Source organism: Paenibacillus sp. FSL W8-1187, assembly GCF_037965485.1.
GTDB lineage: Bacteria > Bacillota > Bacilli > Paenibacillales > Paenibacillaceae > Paenibacillus_O > Paenibacillus_O pasadenensis.
Genome location: NZ_CP150181.1, coordinates 670,249 through 696,622, shown reverse-complemented (window position 1 = coordinate 696,622; position 26,374 = coordinate 670,249). Strand labels below are relative to the sequence as shown.

The following is a 26,374-nucleotide window of genomic DNA, read 5'->3' as shown; positions in this document are numbered from 1 at the left end:
GCTCAGGCCGAAGGAGGAATCGAGCATGCATAAACCGAACGCAAGCGCTGTAGAGACGGAAGCCGGAGCGATCCTGGACGAGCAGCGGGCCAAGCAGGAGCTGAGCCGCGCGGAGGGACGGACCGGGCCGGCGGCGACGGACGGCAAGCCGCATAGCGGCCATGAGCCGCAAGGCGTCGTGGAAGCCGAAGGAACGGTGCATCCGCCGGCGGTCAAGGGCGGCGACGGCCCTGTCCACCAGGACCCTCCCGCCGATGAGGAAGAGGAGCCGGACAGACGACGCGTGCCGAGCGGGAAAGAGCTGACGCCGGACGGAACCCGACGCCCTTATTTCATCTCCATCACGTCCAAGACGATCGAGCATGACCGCTCCAACACGGACCAGCTGGAGATCCTCGCCACGCCGGAGGAGCTGGAGAAGCTGGAGATCCTGCTCGGCGAGATGGAGTCGACGGACGACGTCAGCTCGCTCGTGGCGGCGATTCCCTATAAGTCCAACGACCGCAGCCCGACGCAGAAGAGGTTCCAGAGCTCGGTCAACGACCTCTACAGGACGATCCATTCGCTCGGCACGCCCGAGACGCGGGCTTTCATCGAAGACACGAACCTGTTCCGCGAGCTCAACAACACCGACTTCGACCTGCCGGGCTACGACAAGGAGCCGAAGATTTGAGCGATGCCAGCCATGGAACGAGCAAAAAGCTTCCCATCCGTTCGCGAAGAACGGATGGGAAGCTTTTTTGGCGTTGGTGAAAGCAGCACCCCGCTTAGGAGTAGATCTGGCTGACCTTGCCGTTCGTGAACACGACGTATTGCAGCCAATTGCTCGTGTAGGAGCCGTATCTCCACGTCTCCACGGAGATGCTGCCGGCGTACGCGCTGCTCGTATGGGACGGGCTGCCCCAGCTCATCTTGACCTGCTCCTTGGTCATGCCGATGCTGATCTTCCCGCTGGCGATCTTGTCCCACACCGCGTTCGACCACTTGTACGTCTTGCGCGGATCGGCCGTCAGGAACTGGTCGCTGCTGGCCAGGTTGGAGCGGATCGCCTCGGCGCTCGTGAAGGCCGTATGGAGCAGCTCGCCGGTCGACGCCAGCTTGAACACGACCGTAAATCCGCCGTCGTCATCCGGCCTGATGTCGTAGATCGCCACTTTCTTGAACCGGTACTTGCTGTCGAAGTTGTTGACCCAGTAGCTTTTGCCGATCAGCTTGGTCAAGGTGCCGAGCTTCTCTTTCTTGACGATCTGCTCCGTCTGCGGCGTCGAGATCGCCAGGTCGGCCTTGCCCTGCCATACCGTCATGTACTGGTAGTCGGAGTTCCATTCGAGATTGGCCCCGATCGCCGAGCGCAGCAGGGAAGCCGGGAATACGGCCGCGTCGCCGTACGTCTGCACGGGCCCGGCCATCGCGGTCTTCGCGCCGTTCACGACCGCGGTCGCGCTGCCCTTCTGCAGCTGGATGGAATCGTTGCCGAGCTTGACCTGGAACGTCTTGGAGGCATCGAGGTAGGTCACCTGCGCCCCGAGCTCCGCGAAAAAGGCCTTGATCGGCAAGTACATGACGCCCTTGAGCTGAACGCCGCCGCCGATGTAGTAATCCGCCGAAATGGACACGCGCAGCGTCAGCTTCTCCTCGCCCCAGCTCGCCGTCACGTCCGTCTCGCCGACCGCCAGCGCCTTCATCGTGCCGTCCGGCAGCTTCTGCAGCAGATAAGGCTTCTCGATCACGACATCCGCCTCGGACAGCGGCACCTTGCGGATTTGGCCGTAGCCGTCCGGAGCCTGAACCTGCACCGGCGTCTTTTCGCCGACGACCAGCTCCTTCTTTTCGATCGTGAAGCGGAGCGCGCCGGCCGTTTCCTCTGCGCCAGCCTGTCCCGGCGCCGCAAGCGCCAGCAGGAAGGCGACGGCTGCGACAGCCAGCCATGTCCATCGTTTCATTTTCTTTATCCCCCTATGACTCTATCAAATGACATGGGAAGATAATACCATATGCGACGATCTGTAACCAGACTATTGAACGGGGTCGGAAGCCTTAAAGACGGAGAGCAGCTCCTCCACGACGGCAGGCGCGTCCACCTCGAGCGCGAACGAGACGGGATGGCCGACGCTTGGCTTGACCCGCCGGTCGGTGACGACCATGCCGGCGGTCAGCGGATCGCCGCAGGCGATCGAGGCGAGCAGCGTGCGGCTCGTCACCAGCTCGGGACGGACCGCCGCGATGACGGCGAGCGGATCATGCAGCGGGCAGCTGTCCTTGAAGTCGTTGACGCGGCCGTAGAAGTCGAAGTAGATGCCGAAGCAGTCGTGCAGGAAGCGGGCGACCGGAAGGCCCTCCTCGCCTCCCTGGCGCTCCAGCCGGTCGAGGTCGTCTCGCGTCAGCAGCGTCTGCAGCGTCACGTCGAGGCCGACGACGGTCAGCGGCAGGCCCGCCGCGAACAGCACCTGCGCCGCCTCGGGGTCGCCCCAGAAGTTCGCCTCGGCGGCCGGCGTGATGTTGCCCGGCACGAGCGCGGCTCCGCCCATGACGACGACGCTCCTCAGCTTGGAGGCGATGCCGGGATCCTTTTGCAGCGCGAGCGCGAGGTTGGTCATGCGGCCGGTCAGCACGAGCGTCAGCTCGCCCGGGCGCTCGTTCGCGATGCGCACATAATAGTCTGCCGCATGCTCCGCCTCCGCTTGCTGCGACGACGGCGGCAGCACGGCGCCGCCGATGCCGTTCTCGCCGTGCACGTCGCTCTTGGCGCCGGGGAATTCGCGCGCGAGCGCTTTGTCCGCGCCGGCGTAGACCGGCACGCGTCCTTCCGCGCCGGCGAGCTTCAGCAGCCGCAGCGTATTGTCCGTCGCCTGCTCCACGCCGATGTTGCCGAAGCAGGTGCCGATCGCCTCCAGCGAGATGAGCGGCGACTTGACCGCATAGAGGATGGCGAGCGCATCGTCGATGCCGGTATCGGCGTCGATGATCATCGGCAGCGGGCGGGGATGGGTGCGGTTGAAATTACTTTCGGAAAGGTTCATCGGGTTCATGGGCTCCAGCTCCTGTTTCGGCTTGTTGGTCGGACTTGTTGCGATTGTTTGTCTTGTTGCGCTTGTTGCGCTTGTTGCGCTTGTTGCGCTTGTTGCCTGCGGACTGCCGCAGGCGCAAAAAAAGCTCCCCGGCCTCCCATCGGGAACCGGGGAACGAAGCCGTCCCTCCGCTCAAGGCGGATGAGGGACGGCCGGAATCACTTCGCCAGCTGGCCGCGGGTCACGCCGAGCTGGTTGGTCGCCTTGAGGCTCCGCCACACCTGCGTGCCGCTGATGCGGCCGTCGAGGGCGTCGCGGTACAGCCGCAGCACCTCGCCGACCTTTTCGGCCGGCTCCTCGAGAAACTCGATGCGGTAGGAGCGCACCCCGAGCTCGAGGAAGTTCTTGACGTATTCGGCGCCGGACTGCTCGATGGCGTTGTACACCGTGTTGCGGCAGCCCTCGTCCACGCGTACCGGATGGCTCATGCCGATCCGGTCCTGCAGGCTGATGTCATGCTCCTCGCACGGACGGCCGCAGTTGGTGAAGTCGGTGCCTTCGCTGATGAACGTGCAGTAGACGCAATGCTCGGTATGGAACATCGGCAGATGCTGATGGAGGACGACCTCCAGCGCCTCCGGCTCCGCCGTGCGGCCGAGCAGGTCGACCATCTGCTGGATGTTGAGGTCATAGGACGGCGTCAAGACGTCGCAGCCGGCCTCGCGGAACAGCTCGACCGCCTTGTGGTTGGCGACGTTGAGCGAGAAGTCGCCGATCAGCTGCGGGAACGGCTCGCCCGGACGCTCCATCCGCGCCTTCAGGTAGTAATAAAGCGCGCCGGTGTTGCGCACGAGCACCGCGTCGGGCTTCAGCTTCAGGATGTTGGCGTGGTAGCCGTTCTCCCCCGGCATATGGATGCGCGGCGTCGCCAGCGCGATCGGCTTGCCCGCCGCGCGGGCCGTCTCGATCGCCGCCGGGAACTGCTTGATGAACTCGAAGTCGGCGTAGATCATCGCGACGTCGGTCTCGCAGGCGGCGCGCACCTGCTCGAGCGTGCGGCAGAGCGCCGTCAGGCGCGCCTCGCCGGGCGCGGCCGGAGCGGCGGCCGCCTGCTCCGGCGAGCGCGAGCCGGCCAGCGGATCGGCTTCGCGCTTGACGTAGACCGGCGGCTTGGGCCGCTCGCCGTCGAGCCGCTCGACCGCCTCGCGGCGCAGCCGGTTCAGCTCGCGCACCGGCACGATCAGCTCGCCCTCCAGCTCCACCTCCAGCAGGTCGAGCTGGAACAGCGTGCCGCCGAGGCGGCCGAGCTGATCCTCCAGCAGCTGGCGGTCCATCGGCCGCTTGAGCGCCTTCTCCAGCGGCAGCTCGCTGTCGACCTGCACGGTGTTGCCCTTTTGCACGTCCGTCCACCAGGTGCGCAGCGGCTCGCCCTCGCGGCCTTCGACGCGCAGCGCGAGCGGGAAGACGCGGTACGGCTTGTCGGTCTCGAACGTCGCGCGCAGGCGGCGGTCCAGCGCCGGATCGCTCGTCTTCCAGATGCGGTCGCCGGCCTTCACGCGCTGCAGGTTGACGTCATTGCGTCCCGGCACGATGTCGATGACGACGCCTTCGGCGGCTTCGCCCTCGATCTTGACGCCCTGGCGGCGGATGTCGTAGACGCGGCCGCCCTCTTCCTTTTGCGTCGGGTCGCCGGCGTCGAACACGATGCCGTCTCCGCGCTTGAGCGGAGCCTCGATGCGGCAGACGACGCCGTCGCGCAGCACGCGCTCCACGCGGCCGAGGTAGACGCCGCGGCTTTTGGGGAAGGAGCCGTCGACGAGCTTCTTGTTGTTGGTGCCGTCCAGGAAGCCGTGCGTGAAGCCGCGCGAGAAGCTCTGCTCCAGCTCGCGGATCTCCTCCCGCGTCGGGCCGCTGCGGTCGCCGTCGAAGTAGGCGTCGATCGCCTTGCGGTACTTGGAGACGACGTTGGCGACGTACTCCGGCGTCTTCAGGCGGCCTTCGATCTTGAAGGAGGTGACGCCCGCCTCGATCAGCTCCGGCACGAGGTCGATGGCCGCCAGGTCCTTGGGCGAGAGCAGATAGGCGATGTCGCCCATCGGCTTCTGCTCGCCGTCGACCATCAGGTCGTACGGCAGGCGGCAGGCCTGCGCGCATTCGCCGCGGTTGGCGGAGCGCCCGCCCCACATTTCCGAGGTGAGGCACTGGCCGGAGTAGCTGACGCACAGCGCGCCATGCACGAACACCTCCATCGGCAGCTTGGCCTGCTCGCCGATCTTGCGGATCTGCTTAAGGTTGTTCTCCCGACCGAGCACGACGCGCTCGAGGTCGAACGGCTTGGTGAACTCGACCGCCTCGGGCGAGGTGATCGTCATCTGCGTGGAGCCGTGGATCGGAAAGTCGGGCGAGATCTCGCGGATCAGCTTCACGAGGCCGAGATCCTGCACGATGACCGCGTCCACGCCCGCGTCGATGCAGGCGTCGATGAGCGCCTTGGCGTCCCGCAGCTCGTCCTCGAATACGAGGATGTTGAACGTCAGGAAGCCCTTGACGCCGTAGCGGTGCAGGAAGCCCATGATTTCCGGCAGCTCGTCCATGCGGAAGTTGTTGGCTCGCGCCCGCGCATTGAATTTCTCGACGCCGAAAAAGATCGCGTCCGCGCCGTTGGCGACGGCGGCCCGCATGCAGTCCCAATCGCCTGCCGGGGCGAGCAGCTCGATGTCTTGCCGTTGCACGCTCCGGAGGGCTGCTGCGGACGGCTCCGCTTGTGCTTGTATCGGTAAGGTCATGCCTATAATAAGCCTCCATATCTCGTACTTGCTTCTACTATAATAGCGCCTTGGTTCCAGCATGGCCGCCGGAAGCGGCCCGCATACTGCTAGTGTAGCAGAGTGGCCGCCGGTTGACCAAGCCTTCGCGGGGATTCGACCGCTGGCAACTTCAGGCCGGCCGCAGAGCTTCCCAACTGCCATACAAGTATGGTAGGATGAAGGCGAGATTGACCGCAGTTCGTCTTATAAGGAGGTGAGGACCCATGTCCGGAGCGACGCCATCTGCCAGCCCCGCTTCCGCCCGAGAGGCGGCGTACCGCCGGCTGCGCGCGGAGATCCTGTCGCTGGAGCTGCCCCCGGGAACGGCCATCAGCGAAAAGGACATCTCGCTGCGCTTCGGCGTCAGCCGCACGCCGGTGCGCGAATGCTTCGTCCGGCTCGCGCAGGAGGGGCTGCTGGACATCTATCCGCAGCGCGGCACGTATGTCAGCCGCATCGACGCCCATCTCGTCGAGGAAGCCCGCTTCCTGCGCGAGCAGCTGGAGGCGGCGGTCGTGCGGCTCGCGGCGGCGGACGGACTCGATCCGGTCAGCCTGGCCGAGCTCGAGGCCAACCTGCTGCTGCAGCAGAGCTGCCTCGACGACGGGCAGGACGGCAGCCGCATGTTCCGGCTCGACGAGGAGTTCCATGCCCGGCTGTTCGCCGCCTGCGGCAAAAGCCATACCTGGTCCGTCATCGGCTCGGCCGGCGTGCATCTGAACCGCAGCCGCCGGCTGCGGCTGGCGGCCGACCCGGACTGGCGGCATCTGCTGGAGCAGCATCGCGCGATCCTGCAGGCGATCCGCGAGCGCGCGCCGGAACGCGCGGAGCGCGTCATGCGCGAGCATCTGCAGCTCGTGCGGCTCGACCGGGCGCGGCTCGCGGAGCTTTACCCGGACTATTTCCGGATGTAGCCAGCTGCGGCGGCCGGTCCGGAACGCCGGGCCGCTTCGCTTGACGCTAGACGCTTGGCCGCAACAAGCAACCGGCAGGAGCCGATCCTGCCGACTTTCAGGGGAGAGGGGCGACGATAGCGGTGAAAATGGTATTCCGCTGGTTCGGAGCAGGCAACGATACGGTGTCGCTGGAGCAGATCCGGCAAATTCCTGGCGTCGAAGGCATCGTCTGGGCGCTGCACGACGTGCCGGCCGGAGACGAGTGGCCGATGGAGAAGATTCTGGAGGTGAAGCGCGCCGCAGATGCGGCCGGGCTGCATATCAAGGTGGTCGAAAGCGTCAACATCCACGAGGACATCAAGCTCGGCCTGCCGTCGCGCGACCGCTGGATCGCGAACTACAAGCGCACGATCGAAAAGCTCGCGCAGGTCGGCGTCGAGGTCATCTGCTACAACTTCATGCCGGTGTTCGACTGGCTGCGCACCGACCTCGGCCGGCTCATGGACGACGGCTCGACGGCGCTGTTCTACGAGGCCGCGCGCGTGCGCGACATCGACCCCGCCGAGCTCGTGCGCGAGATCGAGTCCGACTCGACGCTGACGATGCCCGGCTGGGAGCCGGAGCGATTGAAAGCGTTATCCTCGCTATTCGAAGCGTACCGAGGCGTGACGGAGGACGATCTGTTCGAGCATGCGAAATATTTTCTGGACGAGATCATCCCGGTCGCGGAGCAGCACGGCATCCGCATGGCGATCCACCCGGACGATCCGCCGTGGCCGATCTTCGGCTTGCCGCGCATCATCACGTCGCAGGACAATCTGCGCCGCTTCCTGGCGCTGCACGACAGCCCGGCGAACGGCGTGACGCTGTGCAGCGGCTCGCTCGGCGCGAATCCGGCGAACGACATCCCGGCGATGGTGCGCGAGTTCGCGGACCGCATCCCGTTCTGCCATATCCGCAACGTGCGGGTGTACGACAACGGCGACTTCATCGAGACGTCGCATCGGACGCAGGACGGCACGGTCGACATCGCCGGCATCGTGCAGGCGTATCATGACGTCGGCTTCACGGGCTACGCCCGTCCGGACCACGGGCGCCATCTGTGGGCGGAGCAGGTCCGTCCGGGCTACGGGCTGTACGACCGCGCGATGGGCATCATGTACCTGTGGGGGCTGTGGGACGCGCTGGAGCGCCAGCGGGGCCCGCTCGCCCGCGGCTTGGCCGGAGCGGCGGGCCATGCCGAGCCGCCGCTGCGCCGCGAGCGTCCGGCCGCTGTCGCCGCGAGCGAGGCGGCGGCCGCCGGCGAGGCAGCCCCGGCCGGCCGAGAGGAGGCGCGCCCATGAGCGCAGGCAACCGCGAGCAGCTGCTGCGGCCGTCCCTGAGCGGCAAGGTCGCCGTCGTCACCGGCGGCTCCGGCGTGCTCTGCCGGGCGATGGCGCTGGAGCTCGGCCGCCAGGGCACGGCGGTCGCCGTGCTCGGGCGCACGCTGGAGCGCTGCGAGGACGTCGCCCGTGAGATCCGCGAGGCCGGCGGCCGCGCGGTCGCCGTCCGCTGCGACGTCACCGACCGCGCCAGCGTCGAGGCGGCGGCCGAGCAGGTCGAGCGCGAGCTCGGCCGGCCCGACATCCTCGTCAACGGCGCCGGCGGCAACCATCCGAGCGCGATTACCGGCGCGGAGACGTTCCAGCCCGGCGATCTGGAGCGGGACGGCTTCCAGAGCTTCTTTTCGCTGGATCCTGCGGGATTCCGCCATGTGCTCGACCTCAACTTCATGGGCTCGCTGCTGCCGACGCAGATATTCGCCCGCGGCATGCTGGAGAGAGGCGGCAGCATCCTCAACATCAGCTCCATGAGCGCCCCCTCCCCGATGACCAAGGTTCCTGCGTACAGCGCGGCCAAGGCGGCCATCGAGAACTTCACGAAGTGGCTGGCCGTGCATTTCGCCGAGACCGGCATCCGCGTCAACGCGATCGCGCCGGGCTTTTTCGAGACGGCGCAAAATGCCCGGCTGCTGCGCGCCGAGGACGGATCGCTCACCGAGCGGTCCCTCAAGATCATCTCGCATACGCCGATGCGCCGCTTCGGCAAGCCGGACGATCTGCTCGGGACGCTGCTCTGGCTGCTCGACGACGACGCCGCGGCGTTCGTCACCGGCATTACCGTGCCGGTGGACGGCGGCTTCTCCGCCTACTCCGGGGTGTAGCGCGCCATCGCCAAGAAGCCCGTTTCGGCATCGGCCGAAACGGGCTTTTTTGTCGCGACGCCTTTAGGCGCGGCAGGGAATGCGGATGTGGAGGCTCCATCCGCTAGCTCCGGGCTGGAGCCTCCAGCTTGGCGCGGCCGCCCAAATAAGGGCGCAGCGCCGCCGGGATGGCGATCGAGCCGTCCTCCTGCTGATGGTTCTCCAGCAGCGGGACGAGAATGCGGGGCGACGCGACCGCGGTGTTGTTGAGCGTGTAGGCATGCTTCAGGCTGCCGTCCGCCTCGCGGTAGCGGATGCCGGCGCGACGCGCTTGGTAGTCGAGCAGCAGCGACGACGAATGGGTCTCGCCGTAGGCTTTGCGCCCAGGCATCCACGTCTCGAGGTCGTATTGCTTGTACGTCTTGGCCGACATGTCTCCGGCGCAGACGGCCATGACGCGATGCGGCAGCTCCAGCGCCTCGAGCAGCGAGGCGGCGTGTCCGGTTATTTCCTGCAGCAGCGCCTCCGCTTCGCCGAGATCCGCCCGGCAAAGCACGACCTGCTCGACCTTGGCGAACTGATGGACGCGGTACAGCCCGCGCGTATCGCGTCCGGCCGAGCCGGCCTCGCTGCGGAAGCAGGCCGAGGCGGCGGCGAGCCGGATCGGCCGGTCCAGCTCCAGCACTTCCCCGGCGTAATAAGCGACGAGCGGCACCTCCGCCGTGCCGGCCAGCCTCAAGTCCTCCCCGGCGAGCGCATACACCTGATCCTCGCCGGCCGGGAAAAAGCCCGTCTGCTCGAACGCGCCGCCGCGCAGCATGACCGGCACCTCCAGCAGCTCGAAGCCGGCCGCGAGCAGCCGGTCGACGGCCAGCTGCTGCACCGCCCGATGCAGCAGGGCTCCCATGCCCGTCAAGTAGTAGCTTCTCGAGCCGGCCGTCTTCGCCCCGCGGGCAAAATCGGCCAGCCCGTGCCGCTCGGCCAGCTCGACGTGGTCCAGCGGCTCGAAGCCGAATTCCGGCGGAGCGCCCCGGCGCGCCAGCTCGATATTTTCCGCCTCCGAGGCGCCATGCGGCGTGTCGGGCGAGACGAGGTTCGGCGTCTCGAGCAGCAGCTTCCTCAGCGCCGCCTCCGCTGCGGCCAGCCGCGGCTCCAGCGCGGCCAGCTCCGCTCCTTCCCGGCGCCCCGCCTCCTGCAGCGCCGCCGCCTCCTCTTTCCGGCCCTCCCGCATGCAGCGGGCCACGCCTTCCGACCGCATGTTCCGGGCGCGCCTGCGCTCCTCGACGTCGGCGACGAGCGCCCGCCGCCGCCGATCGGCGTCCAGCAGCTCCTCGACTTGGAACGCCATGCCTTTGCGGCGCGCCGCCTCGCGAACTTCCTCTTCATGCTCCCTGATCCAGGCCAGATCCAGCATCGTCCTTCGCTTCCTTTCCGCTTGCCGTAGTGGATGAAAACACAAAAAGCGCCCTGTCCGCTTGGGACGAGGAGCGCTTTACGACTCGCGGTGCCACCCAATTTGACGGAATGCGGCGCATTCCATCCCCTTTGGTTCCGCGGTAACGGGCGGTGCCGGCAAGCTTAGGAAAGCGGCCGCTTTCTTGACGAGTGCGCCTCCGGGTTGGATTCCCTTCATCGGCATGATGGCGAATGGAGTTTGAACCACTATAGCACAGGACGATACGGCCATCAACCCGATTCGCCCAGGCATGCTTCGCTTTACATTTTCACCGCGTTAAATCTATCCAGCTGCAATATTTTCGTAAGTTGCGTTTAATTTCAGCGATTGTCATTCAGAAATCATCGAATGCACCTTTGATCCATGTCGATCCAGAAATAGTAAAAGGCATTCTTTGTAAATTAATTCTAACCTTTTTGATAGTCAGCCCTTCCATCCCTTGTTATACTGGAGGCATTCTTGGCGCGGCTTCGGCCGGCCTATCTTTCATCGGAAGCGCAGGTGCCTGACGTACATGTTGGATCATGTTCTTTATCTTCTATTCGGCTTCATGGATGTATTCGCCCTTCTGGTTGTTGCGGCCGCTCTCTTCCGCATTCCTGTCCTCAAGGCGGGTCCGACCCTCGTCCTTGTTGCCGTGCTTGCTTCGCTGCTCTCCTACCTGAATCGGATGGTCATGAACTGGTCCGTCTTCGATTTGCTGGCGCAGACCGCTCTCTCCGCGCTTTTTTTTGTTCTTGTCTTAAAATTCAGACTATTTTGGTCGATGATCATCGTATCTTCCGGCCTCATGGTCTTCCTGCCGCTGCAGTTCACCATCTATGTCCTGCTCACCCGATTCGATTTCTTGCCTGATGCCATCGCCAGCCATAATACGGGATTCGTCTTCGCCCTGCAGCTTCTTACGGATGCTTCCTGCCTGCTGATCGCCTGCGCTCTCCGTCTGGGCAAGCGAGGCTATCGATTCATGCCGCAGGCTCCGCATGACTTCCAGGAGAGGATCCTTTATTTCTCTCCCCGCTACGAAAAGCTGACTCTCGCGCTCGCCGCCAACCTGATCAACATCATGTTCACGCTTTATTTGACCTTGAACGGATGGATCTATTTTTCCTATGCCATTTCGCTGATCGTCCTGTTCACGATGCTGATCCTGTTCGACCAGACGGACAAAAAGAGATGAGCAAGGGGTGAGGCCATGCTGGAGAAATGGTCAATCGCGTTCGCCGACCGATTGATCCGGCACTCTCCGGAAAGCAAGATGCGCGCCGAAGTGCTCGCCTATGCGCTTGGCGTATACTTGAACCTAGCGGCAACGGTCCTCCTGGCGCTGGCGTTCGGCCTCTTGACCGGGGAGCTGGCCCAGACGCTGACGGCCATGCTTCTGTTCAATCTGACGCGTCTGTTTACCGGAGGCTTCCATTTCAAGTCGCTCGGGGCTTGCGCCCTCGCCTCGGCCGCCCTTTACGCCGCCATCCCTTGGTTCGAGCTGGCCGCGCCGACGGCTTCTGCGCTTACGGTTTGGGCGCTCGCGATCTTCCTCCTCCTTGCTCCGGCATCCGCCCCCGAGACGACGCGCTTGCCCCGCCGCCTTCGCCCATGGCTCAAAGCCGTTGCCGTCCTGCTCGCAGCTGCGAATCTTGCGCTCTCCTCCGAGCTTTTCGCCCTTGTCCTCGCCGCCCAGGCCCTGACCTTGCTCCCCGTTCGGAAAGGAGGTGAGGACCGATGAAGAAGCGGACCGCGGCCGCCTGGATGATCGCTTTTCTAAGCACGAGCGCAATGATTTTTTCGATCATGGAGAAACTCAATGTAGGCGCCCGGCCCCTGCCGCCGGAGCTGAGAAAATAGCCTTGCCTTCAGGCCTCGCTTCGAGCGAGGCCGTTTTTCTTTTCATGGCCACTCCCGCCCGTCCTCCCAAGCGAGATAAAAACGTTCGAACCGCCATGCCTCCGGCGCTTCCGACAGATCGCCGAAGTAGGCCGAGATCGTGTCCCGCTGCGAGCGATGCGCCGCCAACGCGGCCGCCTTGGCCGGCCAGAAGGCCTTCGTATCGAGCGCCAGCGCTTCCTTGCGGCCCTCCTGCGCCAGCGTCTCGGAGCCGATATAGACGAGCCGGTCCAGTCCCGGCACGCGCCGCTCCCGGACGAGCCGCGTCCCGATCCGCGAGATCGCCCGATGATCCGGATGGCCGTTGCCGCCATCCGGCGGAAAGGTGACGAGCGTCGACGGCCGCCGGACCGCCAGCCACTGCGCCGCCCGCTCGACCGCTTCCCGCTCGTCCGCTTCGGCCAGCCTGCCGTCCGGATAGCCCAGATGTCCGACCTCGCGGATGCCGAGGATGGCCGCCGCATCCGCGAGCTCCTGCTCCCGAATCTCGCCGAGCCTCCGGCCGAGAGCCGCGGCCAGCTCGCTCCCCCTTTTGCCGGCATCGCCCCGAGTCGCCGTCAGCAGGACGGCCGGCTCTCCCCGCTCGGCCAGCCGGCGGCACAGCGCCGCCGCCAGGAACGCCTCGTCATCCGGATGCGCCAGCAGCAGCGCGACCGGCGTTTTCATTCCGTCCATCTCCAATCCCTCCGCTTTCTTTGTCCACTTTTTATGCGATTTTGCCGCAACCCGCTTCTGCGGATGAATGCAGCGCCGCGGGCATGATATAATGAACTCGTTTGAAACGATAGCGCTACCATCACCCGATCGGGAGGTTTTCCACTTATGAAGCTTGGCGTATTTTCGGTTCTGTTCGCTCAGAAATCGTTCGAGGAATCGCTCGACTACATCGCAGCCAAAGGGCTGGACGCATTGGAAATCGGCACCGGCAACTATCCCGGCAGTCCGCATCTGGATCTGGACGAGCTGCTCGCCGACGACGGCAAGCGCCGCGCCTTCAAGCAGGCGGTCGAATCGCGCGGTCTCATCATCTCCGCGCTGAGCTGCCACGGCAACCCGCTGCACCCGCAAAAAGCCATTTCGACGGAGCATGACACGATCATCCGCAAGACGATCGAGCTGGCGAACCGGCTCGAAGTGCCGGTCGTCAATACGTTCTCCGGCCTGCCCGGCGACCACGAGGACGCGAAGTATCCGAACTGGCCGGTCGCGCCTTGGCCGAACGACTTCCAGGACGTGCTCAAGTGGCAGTGGGAGCAGAAGGTCATCCCGTACTGGAGCGAGATCAACGGCATCTCCGAAGCGGCCGGCGTCAAGATCGGCCTCGAGCTGCACGGCGGCTTCTCCGTCCACACGCCGGCGACGATGCTGCGCCTGCGCGAAGCGACGGGCAAGGCGATCGGCGCCAACCTCGATCCGAGCCACATGTGGTGGCAAGGCATCGATCCGGTCCAGGCCATCCATATTCTTGGCCGCGAAGGCGCGATCCATCACTTCCACGCCAAGGACACGACGATCGACCCGATCAACGTCAACAAGCACGGCGTGACGGACATGCAGTCCTACACGCAGATGCTCGACCGCGCCTGGCAGTTCCGCTCCGTCGGCTTCGGCCACGACCTCAAGGTATGGGCGGACATCATCAGCGCGCTGCGTCTGGTCGGCTACGACTATGTCGTCAGCATCGAGCATGAGGACGGCCTGATGAGCGTCGAGGAAGGCTTCAGCAAAGCGGTCGCCAACCTGCAGCAAGTGCTCATCCGCGAGCCGCTCGGCGAGATGTGGTGGGTGTAAGGCCCAAGATGAAAAAAGCTTCCCCGGCTCCAGCGAGCGCGGGGAAGCTTTTTTTTGCGGGGTCGAGCTCGCGTCCGGACAGGACGCCCTGCCGCGGGAGCCGGTATGTACGGCTGTGAAGCCTAGATGCCCATCCAGATCTTGACCATGAAGAAGTCGACGATGAGGAATACGAGCAGGCAAGCGGCCGTCCAGCCGATGGCGAAGATGTTCTTCTTCTTCTGCGCGACGAGACGCACCAGGCCGAGGGCGATGAGGATGGTGAAGATGACCATGAAGATGTCGAAGGTGTTGAACGTGCTGCTTGTTGCTTCTAGTTCTTCTGCTGCAAGGAACATGGGGTGCTAACCTCCCGGATTAAAGTGCTGGTTGAGACCGCTTCCGACCGGACGCGGCGCGAGCCTTCCGAGGCTTGGCGATCCCTCCTCGAAGGGGGGTCCCCCTCTATGGCTACATATAAGACTATGGTATCTTTTAGGCGGACAGGATGCAAGATGTTTTCGCTCTGTAACCGCTTTGCCACAATTTTGTCACCATATAGGTTGCGACAGAGTCGATGTTCCTATTCCTGGCGTTTATAAAAAAAGCCGATCGCCTGCATCAGCAATCGTTATAGCATGCATCGCGCGCGTTGTTCCCATTTCTACGCCGGTATGGTACGATCGAATTAGCATAATCACACCTTTTTTATCGGAATTGATGCAGGCACCACTAGACCGGGAGGTTCAAGATCATGGCTTACGAAACGCCCTGGATGAACGATCCGTCCAAGCTGAATAAAATGGAGCTGTGGAAGATCGAGAAGGACGGCCTCGACGTCATCCGCACGATCATAGAGAAGTATGCGCTGGAAGGATACGACTCCATTCCCGAAGACGATATGAACCGCTTCAAATGGGCCGGCGTCTACGAGCAGAAGCCGCGCGACGGCTACTTCATGATGCGCATCCGCATCAACTCCGGCGTGCTGACGTCGGCGCAGGCGCGCGCGCTCGCCTCGATCGGCCGCGACTACGGCCGCGGGCTGATCGACGTGACGACGCGCCAGGCGATCCAGTACCACTGGCTGCGCATCGAGCACATGCCGGACATCTTCAAGCGGCTCGAGGAGGTCGGCCTGTACAGCTACGAGTCCTGCGGCGACTGCCCGCGCACGATTGTCGGCAACCCGCTGCAGGGCATCGACAAGGACGAGCTGATGGATACGACGGCGCTCGTGGAGGAAGTGAACGATTTCTTCCTCATGAACCGCGACTTTTCCAACCTGCCCCGCAAATACAAGATGTCCATCTCTGCCAACATCTACAACAACGCGCACGCGGAGATCAACGACCTGGCCTTCACCCCGGCGGTCAAGGAAATCGACGGCGAGGAAGTCATCGGCTTCCACGCCTGGGTCGGCGGCGGTCTGAGCGCCAAGCCCTACTTGGCCAAGGAGCTCGACATCTTCGTCCGTCCGGAGGAAGCGCTCAAGGTCGCCGTCGGCGTCACGACGCTGTTCCGCGACCATGGCTACCGCGAGAAGCGCCATCACGCGCGCCTCAAGTTCCTCGTGGCGGACTGGGGACCGGAGAAGTTCCAGGAAGAGCTGCTCAAGCTGATCGGCGACATGCCGTCCAAGGGCATCAGCAAGACGGTCGGCTGGCAGGCCGCTTACTTCGACGGCGTGCACAAGCAGAAGGACGGCCGCAACTACATCGGCCTCAACGTGCCGGTCGGCCGCACGAACTCGGATGAGCTGGAGCAGCTGTGCGACATCGCCGAGCAATACGGCGAGGGCAAGATCCGCACGACGATGTCCCAGAACATCATCATCACGGGCGTCAAGGACGAGGATCTGGAAGCCGCGCTGGCCGCTCCGGTGTTCCAGCGGCTGACGCCGGATCCGAAGCCGTTCATGAGCCGTACGGTCAGCTGCACCGGCAACGAGTTCTGCAACCTCGCCATCGTCGAGACCAAGGAGCGCGCCCGCCGCGTCGCCGAGTACCTGGACGAGCACGTGCAGCTCGACGAGAAGATCCGCATCCACTTCATCGGCTGCCCGAACGGCTGCGGCCAGAAGCATATCGCGGACATCGGCCTGCAAGGCTCGCTCGTCAAGACGCCGGAAGGCATGGTCGACGCGTTCGACATCGCCGTCGGCGGCATCCTCGGCCCGGGCGCCGTGCTGAACAAGCCGCTCAAGGGCCGCGTCAAGGGCGACGACGTGCCGGCCGTGCTCGCGGGGCTGATCGAGTTCTACAAGCAAGGCCGCGAAAGCGGCGAGACGTTCCATGCCTATGTTCTGCGCGTCGGCGTGCCGGCGTTCCAGGAGAAGCTGACCGAGCTGCTGGCGGCGAAGGCGGCCGGCTGAACGAATTCGTGTTGGAAATTGAGCTCGGCCCTTTCGAGGGCCGGGCTTTTTTTGTCGTGGCAGGGTTGCTGCACGGCGTTGGGCTGTGTGCAGGGCTGCTGCGCGGCGGAGTGCTGTGCGGCGGAGTGCTGCATGGCGGAGGGCTGCGTGGCGGAGGGCTGCGTGGCGGAGGGCTGCGTGGCGGAGGGCTGCGTGGCGGAGGGCTGCGTGGCGGAGGGCTGCGTGGCGGAGGGCTGCGTGGCGGTTGCCAAAGACGATCAGTTGCAGGGGGCGCGTCCGCGAAAGCCGCTCCGAGGATGGAGACTCCTTCCGATTCCGCTGAAGCCCAGATTCCTCTGATCTCCCTTCCCGAAACGGAAGGAATCTGGCCTTCAAGGGAACCGCTGCCGCTTCTCCAGGAGCCCTCCATCCCCTCCGCTCCCCGCCTCTCTCCGCTAGCCAATCGGTTTTTCGGACATTCCAGAGCATCCTGAGCCAGATGGCGTTGCAGTTGGTCAAAAGCTAACGACGCGTCAGACGCTTACAAGGCCATTTGGGCTCTATCCGCCCAGCTAACGATTTTTCAGATTGTTAGCCGCAGAAATCGACCCGTTTTCGGAGATATTCCGCCCCATTCTGCCGGCTAAGCGTCTGATTCGTCGTTAGCTTCCAGAAAGACAGGATATTGAGTTTCTAAGCCCACCAGCCGTCGTTAGAGCTTTGAATCTAAAATTGCCCGCTCAATCTGCAAAAGTCGGCGTGGAACAGCCGGCGTCGCCAGCGACCCGCAGGCGCCAGCTCGCTGCTCGCCAAAAATAAAAAGCCTGCGCATCCATCCGCAGGATGCGCAGGCTTGAAAAGCTAAGGCAGACCCAAATGCTTAGAGCTCCGGGCTGAGCGGAATCGCTGCTTGACGCCTCCCGGCCGCCGGGGCTTTGGCTGTCCGGTAGCTCGCGCCGCGCCCTGAAAACCAGGCTCAGCCTGACGCCTCCAGCCGTCGGGGCTTTGGCTGTCCGGGAGCCGGCAGCTCGCGCGCCGCGCCCTGGAAGCCAGGCTCAGCCTGACGCCTCCCGGCCCCCGGGACTGGGCCGGCCGGCGTCAGGCGCCGCCGGAGCCCTTGGGCTTGCGGCCGCGCTTCTTGGGCGCGGCGGCGTCCGCGGCGTAGGCGGCGCTGCTCTCCGCCGCCAAGGAAGCTCCGCCAGGCGCGGAAGCGGCGCCGGCGGACTTGCGCGGACGGCCGCGCTTGGCGCCGGCAGCCGCAGAGGCTGCGGCCGGCGCCGCCTCCGCCGCTGCCGCCTCCGCCGCTGCCGGCTCGGCCGCCGCGCCGACCTCGGCCGCGGCTTGGAGCGCCTCCGCGCGGGCGCGCGCTTCCTGCGTGCGGGCGCGGTCGCGCTCGAGCACCGGCCCGAGGTATTTGCCCGTGTACGAGCCCTCGACCTGCACGAGCTGCTCCGGCGTGCCGGTGCCGACGATCATGCCGCCGCCGCTGCCGCCCTCGGGACCGAGGTCGATCAGGTAGTCGGCCGTCTTGATGACGTCGAGGCTATGCTCGATGACGAGCACGGACTCGCCGGAGTCGACGAGCCGGTGCAGGACGAGCAGCAGCCGGTCGACGTCGTCCATATGCAGGCCGGTCGTCGGCTCGTCGAGGATGTAGAACGTGCGGCCGGTGCTGCGGCGGTACAGCTCGGAAGCCAGCTTGACGCGCTGCGCCTCGCCGCCGGACAGCGTCGTCGCCGGCTGGCCCATGTTCATGTAGCCGAGGCCGACGTCGAGCAGCGTCTGCAGCTTGCGGTGGATCTTCGGCAGGTTGCGGAAGAAGTCGGTCGCATCCTCGATCGTCATGTCGAGCACGTCCGAGATGCTCTTGCCCTTGTACTTGACCTCCAGCGTCTCGCGGTTGTACCGCTTGCCCTTGCAGATCTCGCACGGGACGTAGACGTCCGGCAGGAAGTGCATCTCGATCTTGATGATGCCGTCCCCGCGGCAGGCCTCGCAGCGGCCGCCCTTGATGTTGAAGCTGAAGCGGCCCTTCTTGTAGCCGCGCACCTTGGCCTCGGTGGTCGAGGCGAACACGTCGCGGATGTCGTCGAACACGCCGGTGTACGTCGCCGGGTTGGAGCGCGGCGTGCGGCCGATCGGCGACTGGTCGATGTCGATGACCTTGTCCACCTGCTCGAGGCCGCGGATCTCCTTGTGCTCGCCGGGACGAACCTTGGCCCGGTTGAGGTCGCGGGCCAGCGTCTTGTACAGGATCTCGTTGACGAGCGTCGACTTGCCGGAGCCCGAGACGCCGGTGACGGCGGTGAACACGCCGATCGGAATCTTGACGTTGACGCCCCTCAGGTTGTTCTCGCGCGCGCCGCGGATTTCCAGCCACTTGTCCCCGACCGGACGGCGCTGCTCCGGCACGGCGATGAACTTGCGCCCGCTCAGGTACTGGCCGGTGAGCGAGTTCTCGTCGGCCATGACCTCCTGCGGCGTCCCCTGCGCGATGATGTGTCCGCCGTGGATGCCGGCGCCCGGCCCGATGTCGATGATGTAGTCGGCGGCGAGCATCGTATCCTCGTCATGCTCGACGACGATGAGCGTGTTGCCGAGGTTGCGCATATGCTCCAGCGTGCCGATCAGCCGGTCGTTGTCGCGCTGGTGCAGGCCGATGCTCGGCTCGTCCAGGATGTAGAGGACGCCCATCAGGCTGGAGCCGATCTGCGTGGCGAGCCGGATGCGCTGCGCCTCTCCGCCGGACAGCGTGCCGGCCGCGCGGGCCATCGTCAGGTAGTTCAAGCCGACGTTGACGAGGAAGCCAAGCCGGCTGTTGATCTCCTTGAGGATCAGGTTGGAGATCATGCGGTCCTTCTCGCTCAGGTCGAGTCCCTCGAAAAAGTCCTTGGCATCGCCGATCGACAGCGAGGTCGCGTAGGCGATGTTCCGGCCGCCGACGGTGACGGCGAGGCTTTCCTTCTTGAGGCGATGGCCTTTGCAGGTGCCGCAAGGCTTGGCGCTCATGTACTCCTCGATGTACTCCCGCATCGAGTCGGACGCCGTATCGCGGTAGCGGCGGGCGAGGTTGTTGACGACGCCCTCGAACGGCACGTACGCCTCCTTGCGGAAGCCGAAGTCGTTCTCGTACTGGAAGCGGACCTTCTCCCCGCCGGTGCCGTACAGCAGCTTTTTCATCTGCTCGTCCGTCAGCTCGCGGACGGGAACGTCCAGCGGGATGCCGTAGTGCTTGCAGACGGACGCCATGAACTGAGGGTAGTAGTTGGACGTGCTGCCCGCCCACGCCTCGAAGGCGCCGCCGGCGATCGTCTTGGAGCTGTCGTGGATGAGCAGGTCCGGGTCGACGATCATTTTGGCGCCGAGCCCGTCGCAGTCGGGGCAGGCGCCGAACGGGCTGTTGAACGAGAACATGCGCGGCGACAGCTCGTCGATGCTGAAGCCGCATACCGGGCAGGCCAGATTGGAGCTGAACAGCAGCTCCTCCTGGTCGATGACGTCGACGATGACCTGTCCCTCGGACAGCTTGAGCGCCGTCTCGAGCGAGTCGGCCAGCCGGACGCGCACGTCGTCCTTGACGACGATCCGGTCGACGACGACCTCGATGCTGTGCTTCTTGTTCTTCTCGAGCTCGATGCTCTCGCTCAGTTCGCGCAGCTCGCCGTCCACGCGCACGCGCACGAAGCCCTGCTTCTGGATGTCCTGCAGCAGCTTGCTGTGCTCGCCCTTGCGTCCGCTGACGATCGGCGCGAGGATCTGCAGCCGCGTCCGCTCCGGATACTCCAGGATGCGGTCGACCATCTGCTCGACGGTCTGCGACGTGATCTCGATGCCGTGCTCCGGGCAGTGCGGCTTGCCGATGCGGGCGAACAGCAGGCGCAGATAGTCGTAGATCTCCGTCACCGTGCCGACGGTCGAGCGCGGGTTGCGGCTCGTCGTCTTCTGGTCGATGGAGATGGCGGGACTCAGCCCCTCGATGGAGTCGACGTCGGGCTTCTCCATCTGGCCGAGGAATTGTCGGGCATAGGCCGACAGCGACTCGACGTAGCGGCGCTGGCCTTCGGCGTAGATCGTGTCGAAGGCGAGCGACGACTTGCCGGAGCCGCTCAGGCCGGTCAGCACGACGAACTTGTCGCGCGGGATGGTGACGTCGATGTTTTTCAGGTTGTGGGCTCGGGCGCCCTTGATCTCGATCCGATCGCTTGCCACAGTGGGGTTCCTCCCTATCGAAAATGGAAGGCCCGGAACGCCCGGGCCTTACCTGTATCTATGCCGGGCCAAAACGCCTGCTCCGAATGTCGGGCGGGCCGCCTCAGCCTTCCTCCGCCCGCAGCTCGAGCAGCGCGTCGCGCAGCTCCGCCGCCCGCTCGAACTGCAGGCTCTTGGCCGCTTCCTTCATCTCCGCCTCCAGGCGGTTGATGACTTGCTGGCGCTCCTTCTTGGTCAGCTTGCCGCCGGAGATGCCGTCGAGCACGCCTGACTTGGACTCCGCCGACTTGGTCGCCTCGATCACCTCATGGATCCGCTTGCGGATCGTCTGCGGCGTGATGCCGTGCTTCTCGTTGTACGCCTCCTGGATGGCGCGGCGGCGCTGCGTCTCGGAAATCGCCCGCTCCATGGAGTCGGTGATCTTGTCGCCGTACATGATGACCCGCCCCTCGGAGTTGCGCGCCGCGCGGCCGATCGTCTGGATGAGCGAGCGCTCCGAGCGCAGGAAGCCTTCCTTGTCGGCGTCGAGGATCGCGACGAGCGACACCTCGGGCAGGTCGAGCCCTTCGCGCAGCAGGTTGATGCCGACGAGCACATGGAACGTGCCGACGCGCAGGTCGCGCAGGATCGCCATCCGCTCCAGCGTCTTGATGTCGGAGTGCAGGTAGCGCACCTTGATGCCGACTTCCTTGAAATAGTCGGTCAGGTCCTCGGACATCTTCTTGGTCAGGGTCGTGACGAGCACGCGCTCGTCCTTGGCGATGCGGTCGCGGATCTCGCCGAGCAGGTCGTCGATCTGGCCCTTGGTCGGGCGCACCTCGATGATCGGATCGAGCAGGCCGGTCGGTCGGATGATCTGCTGCACCGGCTCATGCGGCGACGTCTCCAGCTCGTACGGCCCCGGCGTCGCCGAGACGTAGATCGTCTGCTTGTCCTTGGCCTCGAACTCCTCGAACTTGAGCGGCCGGTTGTCCATCGCCGACGGCAGCCGGAAGCCGTGCTCCACGAGCACCTCCTTGCGCGCGCGGTCGCCGTTGTACATGGCGCGCACCTGCGGCAGCGTCACATGGGACTCGTCGATGACGATCAGCATGTCGTCGGGGAAATAGTCCATGAGCGTATACGGCGTGGCGCCGCGCTCGCGGAACGTGAGCGGCCCGGAGTAGTTCTCGATGCCGGAGCAGAAGCCCATCTCCTGCATCATCTCGATGTCGTAGCGCGTCCGCTGCTCCAGCCGCTGCGCCTCCAGCAGCTTGCCGTTCTCCCGCAGCTCGGCGAGCCGCTCCTCCAGCTCCCGCTCGATGTTGACGAGCGCGATCTTCATCTTGTCCTCGTGGGTGACGAAGTGGGACGCCGGGAAGATCGCGACATGGTCGCGCTCGCCGACGATCTCGCCGGTCAGCACGTCGATCTCCGTGATGCGCTCGATCTCGTCGCCGAACAGCTCGACGCGGATCGCCCGCTCGTTGTTCGCCACGGGAAAGATCTCGACGATGTCGCCGCGCACGCGGAACGTGCCGCGCACGAAGTTGATGTCGTTGCGCTGGTACTGGATGTCGACGAGCTTGTGCAGGATCTCGTCGCGGCCCTTCTCCATGCCCTTGCGCAGCGACAGCACGAGGCTGCCGTACTCCGACGGCGAGCCGAGGCCGTAGATGCACGACACGCTGGCGACGATGATGACGTCGCGGCGCTCGAACAGCGAGCTGGTCGCGGAGTGGCGCAGCTTGTCGATCTCGTCGTTGATGCTGGAATCCTTCTCGATGTAGGTGTCGGTCGACGGGAGGTAGGCTTCGGGCTGGTAGTAGTCGTAGTAGCTGACGAAGTAGGAGACGGCGTTGTCGGGGAAGAACTCCTGGAACTCGCTGCACAGCTGCGCCGCGAGCGTCTTGTTGTGGGCGATGACGAGCGTCGGCCGGTTCAGCTGCGCGATCGTGTTGGCGATCGTGTAGGTTTTGCCCGTGCCGGTCGCTCCGAGCAGGATCTGATGCTTGCGTCCCTCGCGGACGCCCTCGACGAGCCGGCTGATCGCGCCCGGCTGGTCGCCCTGCGGCGTGTAGTCGGACTTCAGCTGGAAAAGCTTGGGCTGCTGAGCCTTCTCGGCCATAGGCATGGCTCACCTCTTCCTCGATGAATGACGCGGAAGTCCTGGTCCCAAAGTCCCGGTTCCGCGAATGAAATCTATTATTATATGAGTAAATCCCTATTTATCTGTATGCCCAAAACGGCCGATAAATAAGAGGAATCGTCTCGAATCCGCAGGCGGGACCTCGATAAGAATGTCTGTTCCCGTCCCTCATTATACCGGGTAGAAAACCCGCTTGCAATAAGGCGAGACAGCTTTGCCAACAACTGGCGCCCGGCAGCTCTCCTGCACACGGGAGAGCGCATCCTTTTTTATACGACAATAGCGGGAGCGTGAACCATCGCATGGACTTGACGACTGTCATCGGCATCATCGCCGGCATCGCGGCCCTGCTCGGAGGGTATCTGTGGGAAGGAGGAGAAGCCCACGGCCTCGTGGAGAAGACGGCGATCCTGATCGTCTTCGGCGGCACGTTCGCGGCCGTCGCCGTCAGCTTTCCCGCCGCCCGGCTGCGCACGATTCCGGCGGCGCTGCGGCTCGCGTTCCGCAAGGACCGCAACACCGACCGGGAAATCATCGAGCGCCTCGTCGAAATGGCGACGATCGCGCGCCGCGGCGGCGTGCTGGCGCTGGAGACGCATGCCGGCAAGGAGGACGAGCGCTTCCTGCGCGACGGCGTGCTCATGGTCGTGGACGGCACCGATCCCGACCTGACGCGCGAGATTCTCGAGCTCGAGATCGCGGCGCAGGAGCGGAGCCACGAGCAGCAGGCCAAAATCTTCGAGAGCGCCGGCGGCTACGCGCCGACGATGGGCATCATCGGCACCGTCATGGGGCTGATCAACGTGCTCGGCGACCTGCATGATCCCGGCTCGCTCGGCTCCTCGATCGCGGTCGCCTTCTCGGCCACGCTGTACGGCGTCGCCTCGGCGAACGTGCTCTATCTGCCCCTCGCCTCCAAGATCAAGACGCGCAGCCAGGAGCGGATCCTGCGCATGGAGATGATGATGGAGGGCATTCTCGGCCTGCAGGCCGGCGACAACCCGCAGCTCATCCGCAAGAAGCTGCAGTCGTTCGTCGTCGTCGACGAGCCGCTGCGGCGGGCGGCGCGGCCGGCGCAGGGCAAGGCGGACGGAAAGGCGGAAGAAAATGCGGCGCAGGCGTAGCCGCAGGGGCGGCCAGGGCGCGGAGCCCGAAAACCACGAGCGCTGGCTCATCACCTATTCCGACCTGATCACGCTGCTGCTCATCTTTTTCGTCGTGCTGTACGCGATGAGCCAGCTGGACGTAAAGAAGTACGAGGTGCTGGCGCAGTCGCTGCAGCTCCAATTCGCCAAGTCCGACTCCGTCATTGAAGGCGGCAAGGGGCTGACGGGCGAGCTGCTGGCGAGCGGGGCGACTCCCGTGCCGTCCCATAGCGCCAAGCCGCGCGCCTCGGAGTCGCCCCAGCAGCAGCTGAAGCGGCTGCAGGAGGAAGAGCTGCAGAACCTGCTCAAGCTCATCCAGACGTACATCCGGGAGCATAAGCTGCAGGACAAGGTGACGGTCGCCGACACGCCCAAGGGCATCGCCATCCGGCTCAACGACCTGTTCCTGTTCGATCTCGGCAAGGCGAAGCTGAAGCCGGAGGCGACGCCGGTGCTGGACCGCCTGTCGACGCTGTTCCGCTCGCTCGGCAACACGGTCAGCGTCGAGGGCCACACGGACAACCTGCCGATCGCCGCCGGCGGGCAGTACGGCGACAACTGGGAGCTGTCGGCCGCCCGCTCGCTGTCGGTGCTGCACTATTTCATCGGGACGAGCAAGCTCGCCCCGGACAAGTTCGAGATCGCCGGCTACGCGGACACGCGGCCGGTCACCTCCAACGCCACCGAGGCGGGACGGTCCAAAAACCGCCGCGTCGAGATCACCGTGCTGCGCGCGAGCGCGGACGCGGGCGGCAGCTGAGTCCCTTTTCATCCAAACAAGCCCCGAGGGAGCGATCCGATCGCTCCCTCGGGGCTTGTTTTTTGTTCCGGCAGTCGGCGGATGGGGCGGATCGCGCTCAGGCGTCGCCGAAGCGCTCGATCGTGGAGACCGCCGCGAACGCGCTCAGCAGGCCGAGCAGGCACAGCGCGGCTGTCGTCAGGACGGGATCGAGCGAGAGGCCGAGGAGCGGGGAAAGATTTTGGAACTGCGCCAGGAAGATGGCGATCAGCACGGCGGGAATCGTCGCCCTTTTCCAGACGCCGAACACGAACAGCGGGATGTGGCTGATGACGGCGATCGCGGCGGAATGAAGGACAGCCTTCGCCACATAGCCGGCCACGGCGCCCGCCGTGAGCTTCCCTCCGATGAAGCCGAAGCTTTCGTTGAGCAGGAGCGTCGAGACGCCGACCAGCACGAACGACAGCAGCGTCCCGGCGAAGACGAGCAGCGAGATGAGCAGCGCCTTGGCCAGGAACAGCCGGCGGCGGGGGATCGGATAGCCGTAGGACAGCGAGATCGTCCGGTTGCGGAACTCGTCGATGACGACCTGGTTGATGAGCGACGCTCCGAACAGCACGTACGAAAGATGCATCGAGACGATCAGCCCCGTGATCGCGGCGTAGTCCTGGCCGAAGTCGGCGCTGACCGAACGGGCGAACAGCATCGGCAGGAACAGCATCACCGCCACATAGACGGCGTACTCGCCGACGATGTTCAGCCGCTTCAGCTTCCTCCATTCGAGCTTCATCAAGTTAGCCAATGCGATCGCCCCCCGTGATCTGGTGATAGAAATAATCCTCCAGCGTGCCGACATGCTTCTGGATGCCCTCGATCTCGACGTCATGCAGCACGAGCATCCGCGAGATCTCGCTCTGGGAGCGGCTCAGGTCGTAGACGCGCAGCCTGCCTCCGCCCAGCAGCTTCAGGCTCGCGATGCCGAGCTCATGCTCCAGCAGATAGGCGGCCCGCTCGGCCTGCGGAGTCGCGATCTCGATATAATCGGTGCGCTGCTTGGCGATGTCCTCGAGGCTCATCTCCGTCGTCAGCCGTCCCTCCGAGACGACGCCGATCCGGTCCGCGACCTGCTCGATCTCGCTCAGGATGTGGCTGGACACGAGGAAGGTGATGCCGTACTCCTGGTTGAGCATCCGTACCAGATCGCGCATGTCCTTGATGCCGACCGGGTCCAGGCCGTTCGTCGGCTCGTCGAGGATGATCAGCTCCGGCTTCGTTATGACCGCGCGGGCGATGCCGAGGCGCTGCTTCATGCCGAGCGAGAACTCCTTCACCGGCCTCGCTCCGGCGTCCTTCAGCCGCACGAGCTCCAGCGCCTGCGCGATCGCCTGCTCGTCGTAGAAGCCGAGATATTCGGCATGCAGCCGCAGGTTGTCGATCGCACCCATATGTTCGAAGAAGACCGGATACTCGATGATGCTGCCGACGCGGCTCAGCGCCGACTTGGAGCTTGCCGTCAGCCGCTGGCCGAACAGCGAGATCTCGCCCGCGGTCGGCGCGACATGCCCCGCCAGCATCTTCATGATCGTGGTCTTGCCGGCGCCGTTCTGCCCGAGCAGGCCGTACACCTCGCCTTGGCGGATGCGCAGCTCCACGTCCGCGACCAGCTTTCTTCCCTTGACCGTCCGGCTCAAGCCCGTCGTATGGACGATGTCCTTCATCTTGCCCCGCCTCCTCGTCTGCTTCCTAGCTTCTGATCTCATCTTAGTCAGGAGAGATGTCTTATTCCTGTCTGGATCC

The 26,374-nt window shown here is 64.8% G+C and carries 20 protein-coding genes and 1 pseudogene; 11 read left to right on the top strand and 10 right to left on the bottom strand.

Translation table 11 applies throughout. The features are described 5' to 3' along the window. The first annotated feature begins 25 nt into the window (after positions 1–25). Positions 26–673, top strand: a complete 648-nt coding sequence (locus tag NYE40_RS03025; protein ID WP_028597932.1) for a hypothetical protein — start codon at positions 26–28, stop codon at positions 671–673. 94 nt (positions 674–767) lie between these two features. Here NYE40_RS03025 and NYE40_RS03020 read toward each other — a convergent pair whose 3' ends face one another. From NYE40_RS03020 to NYE40_RS03010, 3 genes are all read right to left on the bottom strand, one after another. Then, positions 768–1,943, bottom strand: coding sequence for a stalk domain-containing protein (locus tag NYE40_RS03020; RefSeq protein ID WP_028597933.1), 1,176 nt, complete (start codon positions 1,941–1,943; stop codon positions 768–770). Positions 1,944–2,015: 72 nt separating this feature from the next. Beyond that, positions 2,016–3,029, bottom strand: coding sequence for a nucleoside hydrolase (locus NYE40_RS03015; protein ID WP_228551244.1), 1,014 nt, complete (start codon positions 3,027–3,029; stop codon positions 2,016–2,018). Between the two features lie 197 nt (positions 3,030–3,226). After that, the gene (locus NYE40_RS03010) at positions 3,227–5,794 is read right to left on the bottom strand and encodes a U32 family peptidase (RefSeq protein ID WP_052333033.1); all 2,568 of its coding nucleotides are present in this window, start codon (positions 5,792–5,794) and stop codon (positions 3,227–3,229) included. 245 nt (positions 5,795–6,039) lie between these two features. On the opposite strand from NYE40_RS03010, the gene NYE40_RS03005 reads away from it, so the two are divergent. The 3 genes from NYE40_RS03005 (at position 6,040) to NYE40_RS02995 (ending at position 8,914) form a co-directional block, all read left to right on the top strand. Further along, a complete protein-coding gene (locus NYE40_RS03005; protein WP_339279292.1) occupies positions 6,040–6,729 on the top strand; it encodes a GntR family transcriptional regulator in 690 nt (229 codons plus the stop codon). A 122-nt stretch (positions 6,730–6,851) separates the two neighbouring features. Continuing rightward, on the top strand, positions 6,852–8,054 hold the full coding sequence (gene uxuA / locus NYE40_RS03000) for a mannonate dehydratase (protein ID WP_339279291.1): 1,203 nt from the start codon (positions 6,852–6,854) through the stop codon (positions 8,052–8,054). After that, complete coding sequence (locus tag NYE40_RS02995; RefSeq protein ID WP_043111030.1) at positions 8,051–8,914, top strand: SDR family oxidoreductase; 864 nt, start codon at positions 8,051–8,053, stop codon at positions 8,912–8,914. The genes uxuA and NYE40_RS02995 overlap by 4 nt, the downstream gene beginning before the upstream one ends. A gap of 103 nt (positions 8,915–9,017) precedes the next feature. Here the strand turns inward: NYE40_RS02995 and serS are convergent, their stop codons facing one another. Next, positions 9,018–10,307 (bottom strand): serine--tRNA ligase, encoded by a 1,290-nt coding sequence (gene serS / locus NYE40_RS02990; protein WP_101808482.1) that lies wholly within the window; start codon positions 10,305–10,307, stop codon positions 9,018–9,020. 556 nt (positions 10,308–10,863) lie between these two features. Here serS and NYE40_RS02985 point away from each other — a divergent pair. Genes NYE40_RS02985 through NYE40_RS02975 form a run of 3 tightly spaced genes read left to right on the top strand, consistent with a single transcriptional unit; the run spans position 10,864 to position 12,194 of the window. Then, on the top strand, positions 10,864–11,529 hold the full coding sequence (locus NYE40_RS02985) for a hypothetical protein (protein WP_101808481.1): 666 nt from the start codon (positions 10,864–10,866) through the stop codon (positions 11,527–11,529). Between the two features lie 15 nt (positions 11,530–11,544). Next, positions 11,545–12,075 carry an accessory gene regulator B family protein gene (locus tag NYE40_RS02980; RefSeq protein WP_101808480.1) on the top strand — a complete coding sequence of 177 codons (531 nt, stop codon included), beginning with the start codon at positions 11,545–11,547 and terminating at the stop codon, positions 12,073–12,075. Further along, complete coding sequence (locus NYE40_RS02975; protein WP_255309788.1) at positions 12,072–12,194, top strand: hypothetical protein; 123 nt, start codon at positions 12,072–12,074, stop codon at positions 12,192–12,194. Before NYE40_RS02980 ends, NYE40_RS02975 begins: the two co-directional genes overlap by 4 nt. Before the next feature lie 42 nt (positions 12,195–12,236). On the opposite strand, the gene NYE40_RS02970 is transcribed toward NYE40_RS02975, so the two are convergent. Continuing rightward, a complete protein-coding gene (locus NYE40_RS02970) occupies positions 12,237–12,908 on the bottom strand; it encodes a PIG-L family deacetylase (RefSeq protein ID WP_146000492.1) in 672 nt (223 codons plus the stop codon). Between the two features lie 147 nt (positions 12,909–13,055). On the opposite strand from NYE40_RS02970, the gene NYE40_RS02965 reads away from it, so the two are divergent. Beyond that, positions 13,056–14,024: a sugar phosphate isomerase/epimerase gene (locus tag NYE40_RS02965; RefSeq protein WP_028597941.1), complete on the top strand. Its 969-nt coding sequence runs from the start codon at positions 13,056–13,058 to the stop codon at positions 14,022–14,024. Positions 14,025–14,146: 122 nt separating this feature from the next. Here the strand turns inward: NYE40_RS02965 and NYE40_RS02960 are convergent, their stop codons facing one another. Beyond that, positions 14,147–14,362, bottom strand: a complete 216-nt coding sequence (locus tag NYE40_RS02960; protein WP_028597942.1) for a hypothetical protein — start codon at positions 14,360–14,362, stop codon at positions 14,147–14,149. Between the two features lie 395 nt (positions 14,363–14,757). Between NYE40_RS02960 and NYE40_RS02955 the strand changes: the two genes are divergently transcribed. Beyond that, positions 14,758–16,377, top strand: a complete 1,620-nt coding sequence (locus tag NYE40_RS02955) for a nitrite/sulfite reductase (RefSeq protein ID WP_153782729.1) — start codon at positions 14,758–14,760, stop codon at positions 16,375–16,377. Positions 16,378–17,727: 1,350 nt separating this feature from the next. On the opposite strand, the pseudogene uvrA reads toward NYE40_RS02955, so the two are convergent. Further along, positions 17,728–20,565: pseudogene (uvrA, locus tag NYE40_RS02950) on the bottom strand (excinuclease ABC subunit UvrA); the annotation flags it as partial. A 103-nt stretch (positions 20,566–20,668) separates the two neighbouring features. Further along, positions 20,669–22,672 carry an excinuclease ABC subunit UvrB gene (uvrB, locus tag NYE40_RS02945; RefSeq protein ID WP_101808478.1) on the bottom strand — a complete coding sequence of 668 codons (2,004 nt, stop codon included), beginning with the start codon at positions 22,670–22,672 and terminating at the stop codon, positions 20,669–20,671. A gap of 323 nt (positions 22,673–22,995) precedes the next feature. On the opposite strand from uvrB, the gene NYE40_RS02940 reads away from it, so the two are divergent. Continuing rightward, the gene (locus NYE40_RS02940; RefSeq protein ID WP_052333034.1) at positions 22,996–23,817 is read left to right on the top strand and encodes a flagellar motor protein; all 822 of its coding nucleotides are present in this window, start codon (positions 22,996–22,998) and stop codon (positions 23,815–23,817) included. Further along, positions 23,801–24,598: a flagellar motor protein MotB gene (locus tag NYE40_RS02935; protein WP_101808477.1), complete on the top strand. Its 798-nt coding sequence runs from the start codon at positions 23,801–23,803 to the stop codon at positions 24,596–24,598. Before NYE40_RS02940 ends, NYE40_RS02935 begins: the two co-directional genes overlap by 17 nt. 97 nt (positions 24,599–24,695) lie before the next feature. Here NYE40_RS02935 and NYE40_RS02930 read toward each other — a convergent pair whose 3' ends face one another. Both NYE40_RS02930 and NYE40_RS02925 read right to left on the bottom strand, forming a co-directional pair. Beyond that, complete coding sequence (locus NYE40_RS02930; protein ID WP_101808476.1) at positions 24,696–25,379, bottom strand: ABC transporter permease; 684 nt, start codon at positions 25,377–25,379, stop codon at positions 24,696–24,698. After that, on the bottom strand, positions 25,372–26,295 hold the full coding sequence (locus NYE40_RS02925; protein ID WP_101808475.1) for an ATP-binding cassette domain-containing protein: 924 nt from the start codon (positions 26,293–26,295) through the stop codon (positions 25,372–25,374). Before NYE40_RS02925 ends, NYE40_RS02930 begins: the two co-directional genes overlap by 8 nt. Positions 26,296–26,374 lie beyond the last annotated feature (79 nt).

Bases quoted from the DNA above. Each gene is read 5' to 3' on its own strand.
- NYE40_RS02935 (WP_101808477.1), top strand. From the start codon at position 23,801: ATGCGGCGCAGGCGTAGCCGCAGGGGCGGCCAGGGCGCGGAGCCCGAA.
- serS (WP_101808482.1), bottom strand. From the start codon at position 10,307: ATGCTGGATCTGGCCTGGATCAGGGAGCATGAAGAGGAAGTTCGCGAG.
- NYE40_RS02965 (WP_028597941.1), top strand. From the start codon at position 13,056: ATGAAGCTTGGCGTATTTTCGGTTCTGTTCGCTCAGAAATCGTTCGAG.
- NYE40_RS02980 (WP_101808480.1), top strand. From the start codon at position 11,545: ATGCTGGAGAAATGGTCAATCGCGTTCGCCGACCGATTGATCCGGCAC.
- NYE40_RS02925 (WP_101808475.1), bottom strand. From the start codon at position 26,295: ATGAAGGACATCGTCCATACGACGGGCTTGAGCCGGACGGTCAAGGGA.
- NYE40_RS02960 (WP_028597942.1), bottom strand. From the start codon at position 14,362: ATGTTCCTTGCAGCAGAAGAACTAGAAGCAACAAGCAGCACGTTCAAC.
- NYE40_RS02955 (WP_153782729.1), top strand. From the start codon at position 14,758: ATGGCTTACGAAACGCCCTGGATGAACGATCCGTCCAAGCTGAATAAA.
- NYE40_RS03025 (WP_028597932.1), top strand. From the start codon at position 26: ATGCATAAACCGAACGCAAGCGCTGTAGAGACGGAAGCCGGAGCGATC.
- uvrB (WP_101808478.1), bottom strand. From the start codon at position 22,672: ATGGCCGAGAAGGCTCAGCAGCCCAAGCTTTTCCAGCTGAAGTCCGAC.
- NYE40_RS03015 (WP_228551244.1), bottom strand. From the start codon at position 3,029: ATGAACCCGATGAACCTTTCCGAAAGTAATTTCAACCGCACCCATCCC.
- NYE40_RS02985 (WP_101808481.1), top strand. From the start codon at position 10,864: ATGTTGGATCATGTTCTTTATCTTCTATTCGGCTTCATGGATGTATTC.
- NYE40_RS03005 (WP_339279292.1), top strand. From the start codon at position 6,040: ATGTCCGGAGCGACGCCATCTGCCAGCCCCGCTTCCGCCCGAGAGGCG.
- NYE40_RS03020 (WP_028597933.1), bottom strand. From the start codon at position 1,943: ATGAAACGATGGACATGGCTGGCTGTCGCAGCCGTCGCCTTCCTGCTG.
- NYE40_RS02975 (WP_255309788.1), top strand. From the start codon at position 12,072: ATGAAGAAGCGGACCGCGGCCGCCTGGATGATCGCTTTTCTAAGCACG.
- NYE40_RS02940 (WP_052333034.1), top strand. From the start codon at position 22,996: ATGGACTTGACGACTGTCATCGGCATCATCGCCGGCATCGCGGCCCTG.
- NYE40_RS03010 (WP_052333033.1), bottom strand. From the start codon at position 5,794: ATGACCTTACCGATACAAGCACAAGCGGAGCCGTCCGCAGCAGCCCTC.
- NYE40_RS02970 (WP_146000492.1), bottom strand. From the start codon at position 12,908: ATGGACGGAATGAAAACGCCGGTCGCGCTGCTGCTGGCGCATCCGGAT.
- NYE40_RS02995 (WP_043111030.1), top strand. From the start codon at position 8,051: ATGAGCGCAGGCAACCGCGAGCAGCTGCTGCGGCCGTCCCTGAGCGGC.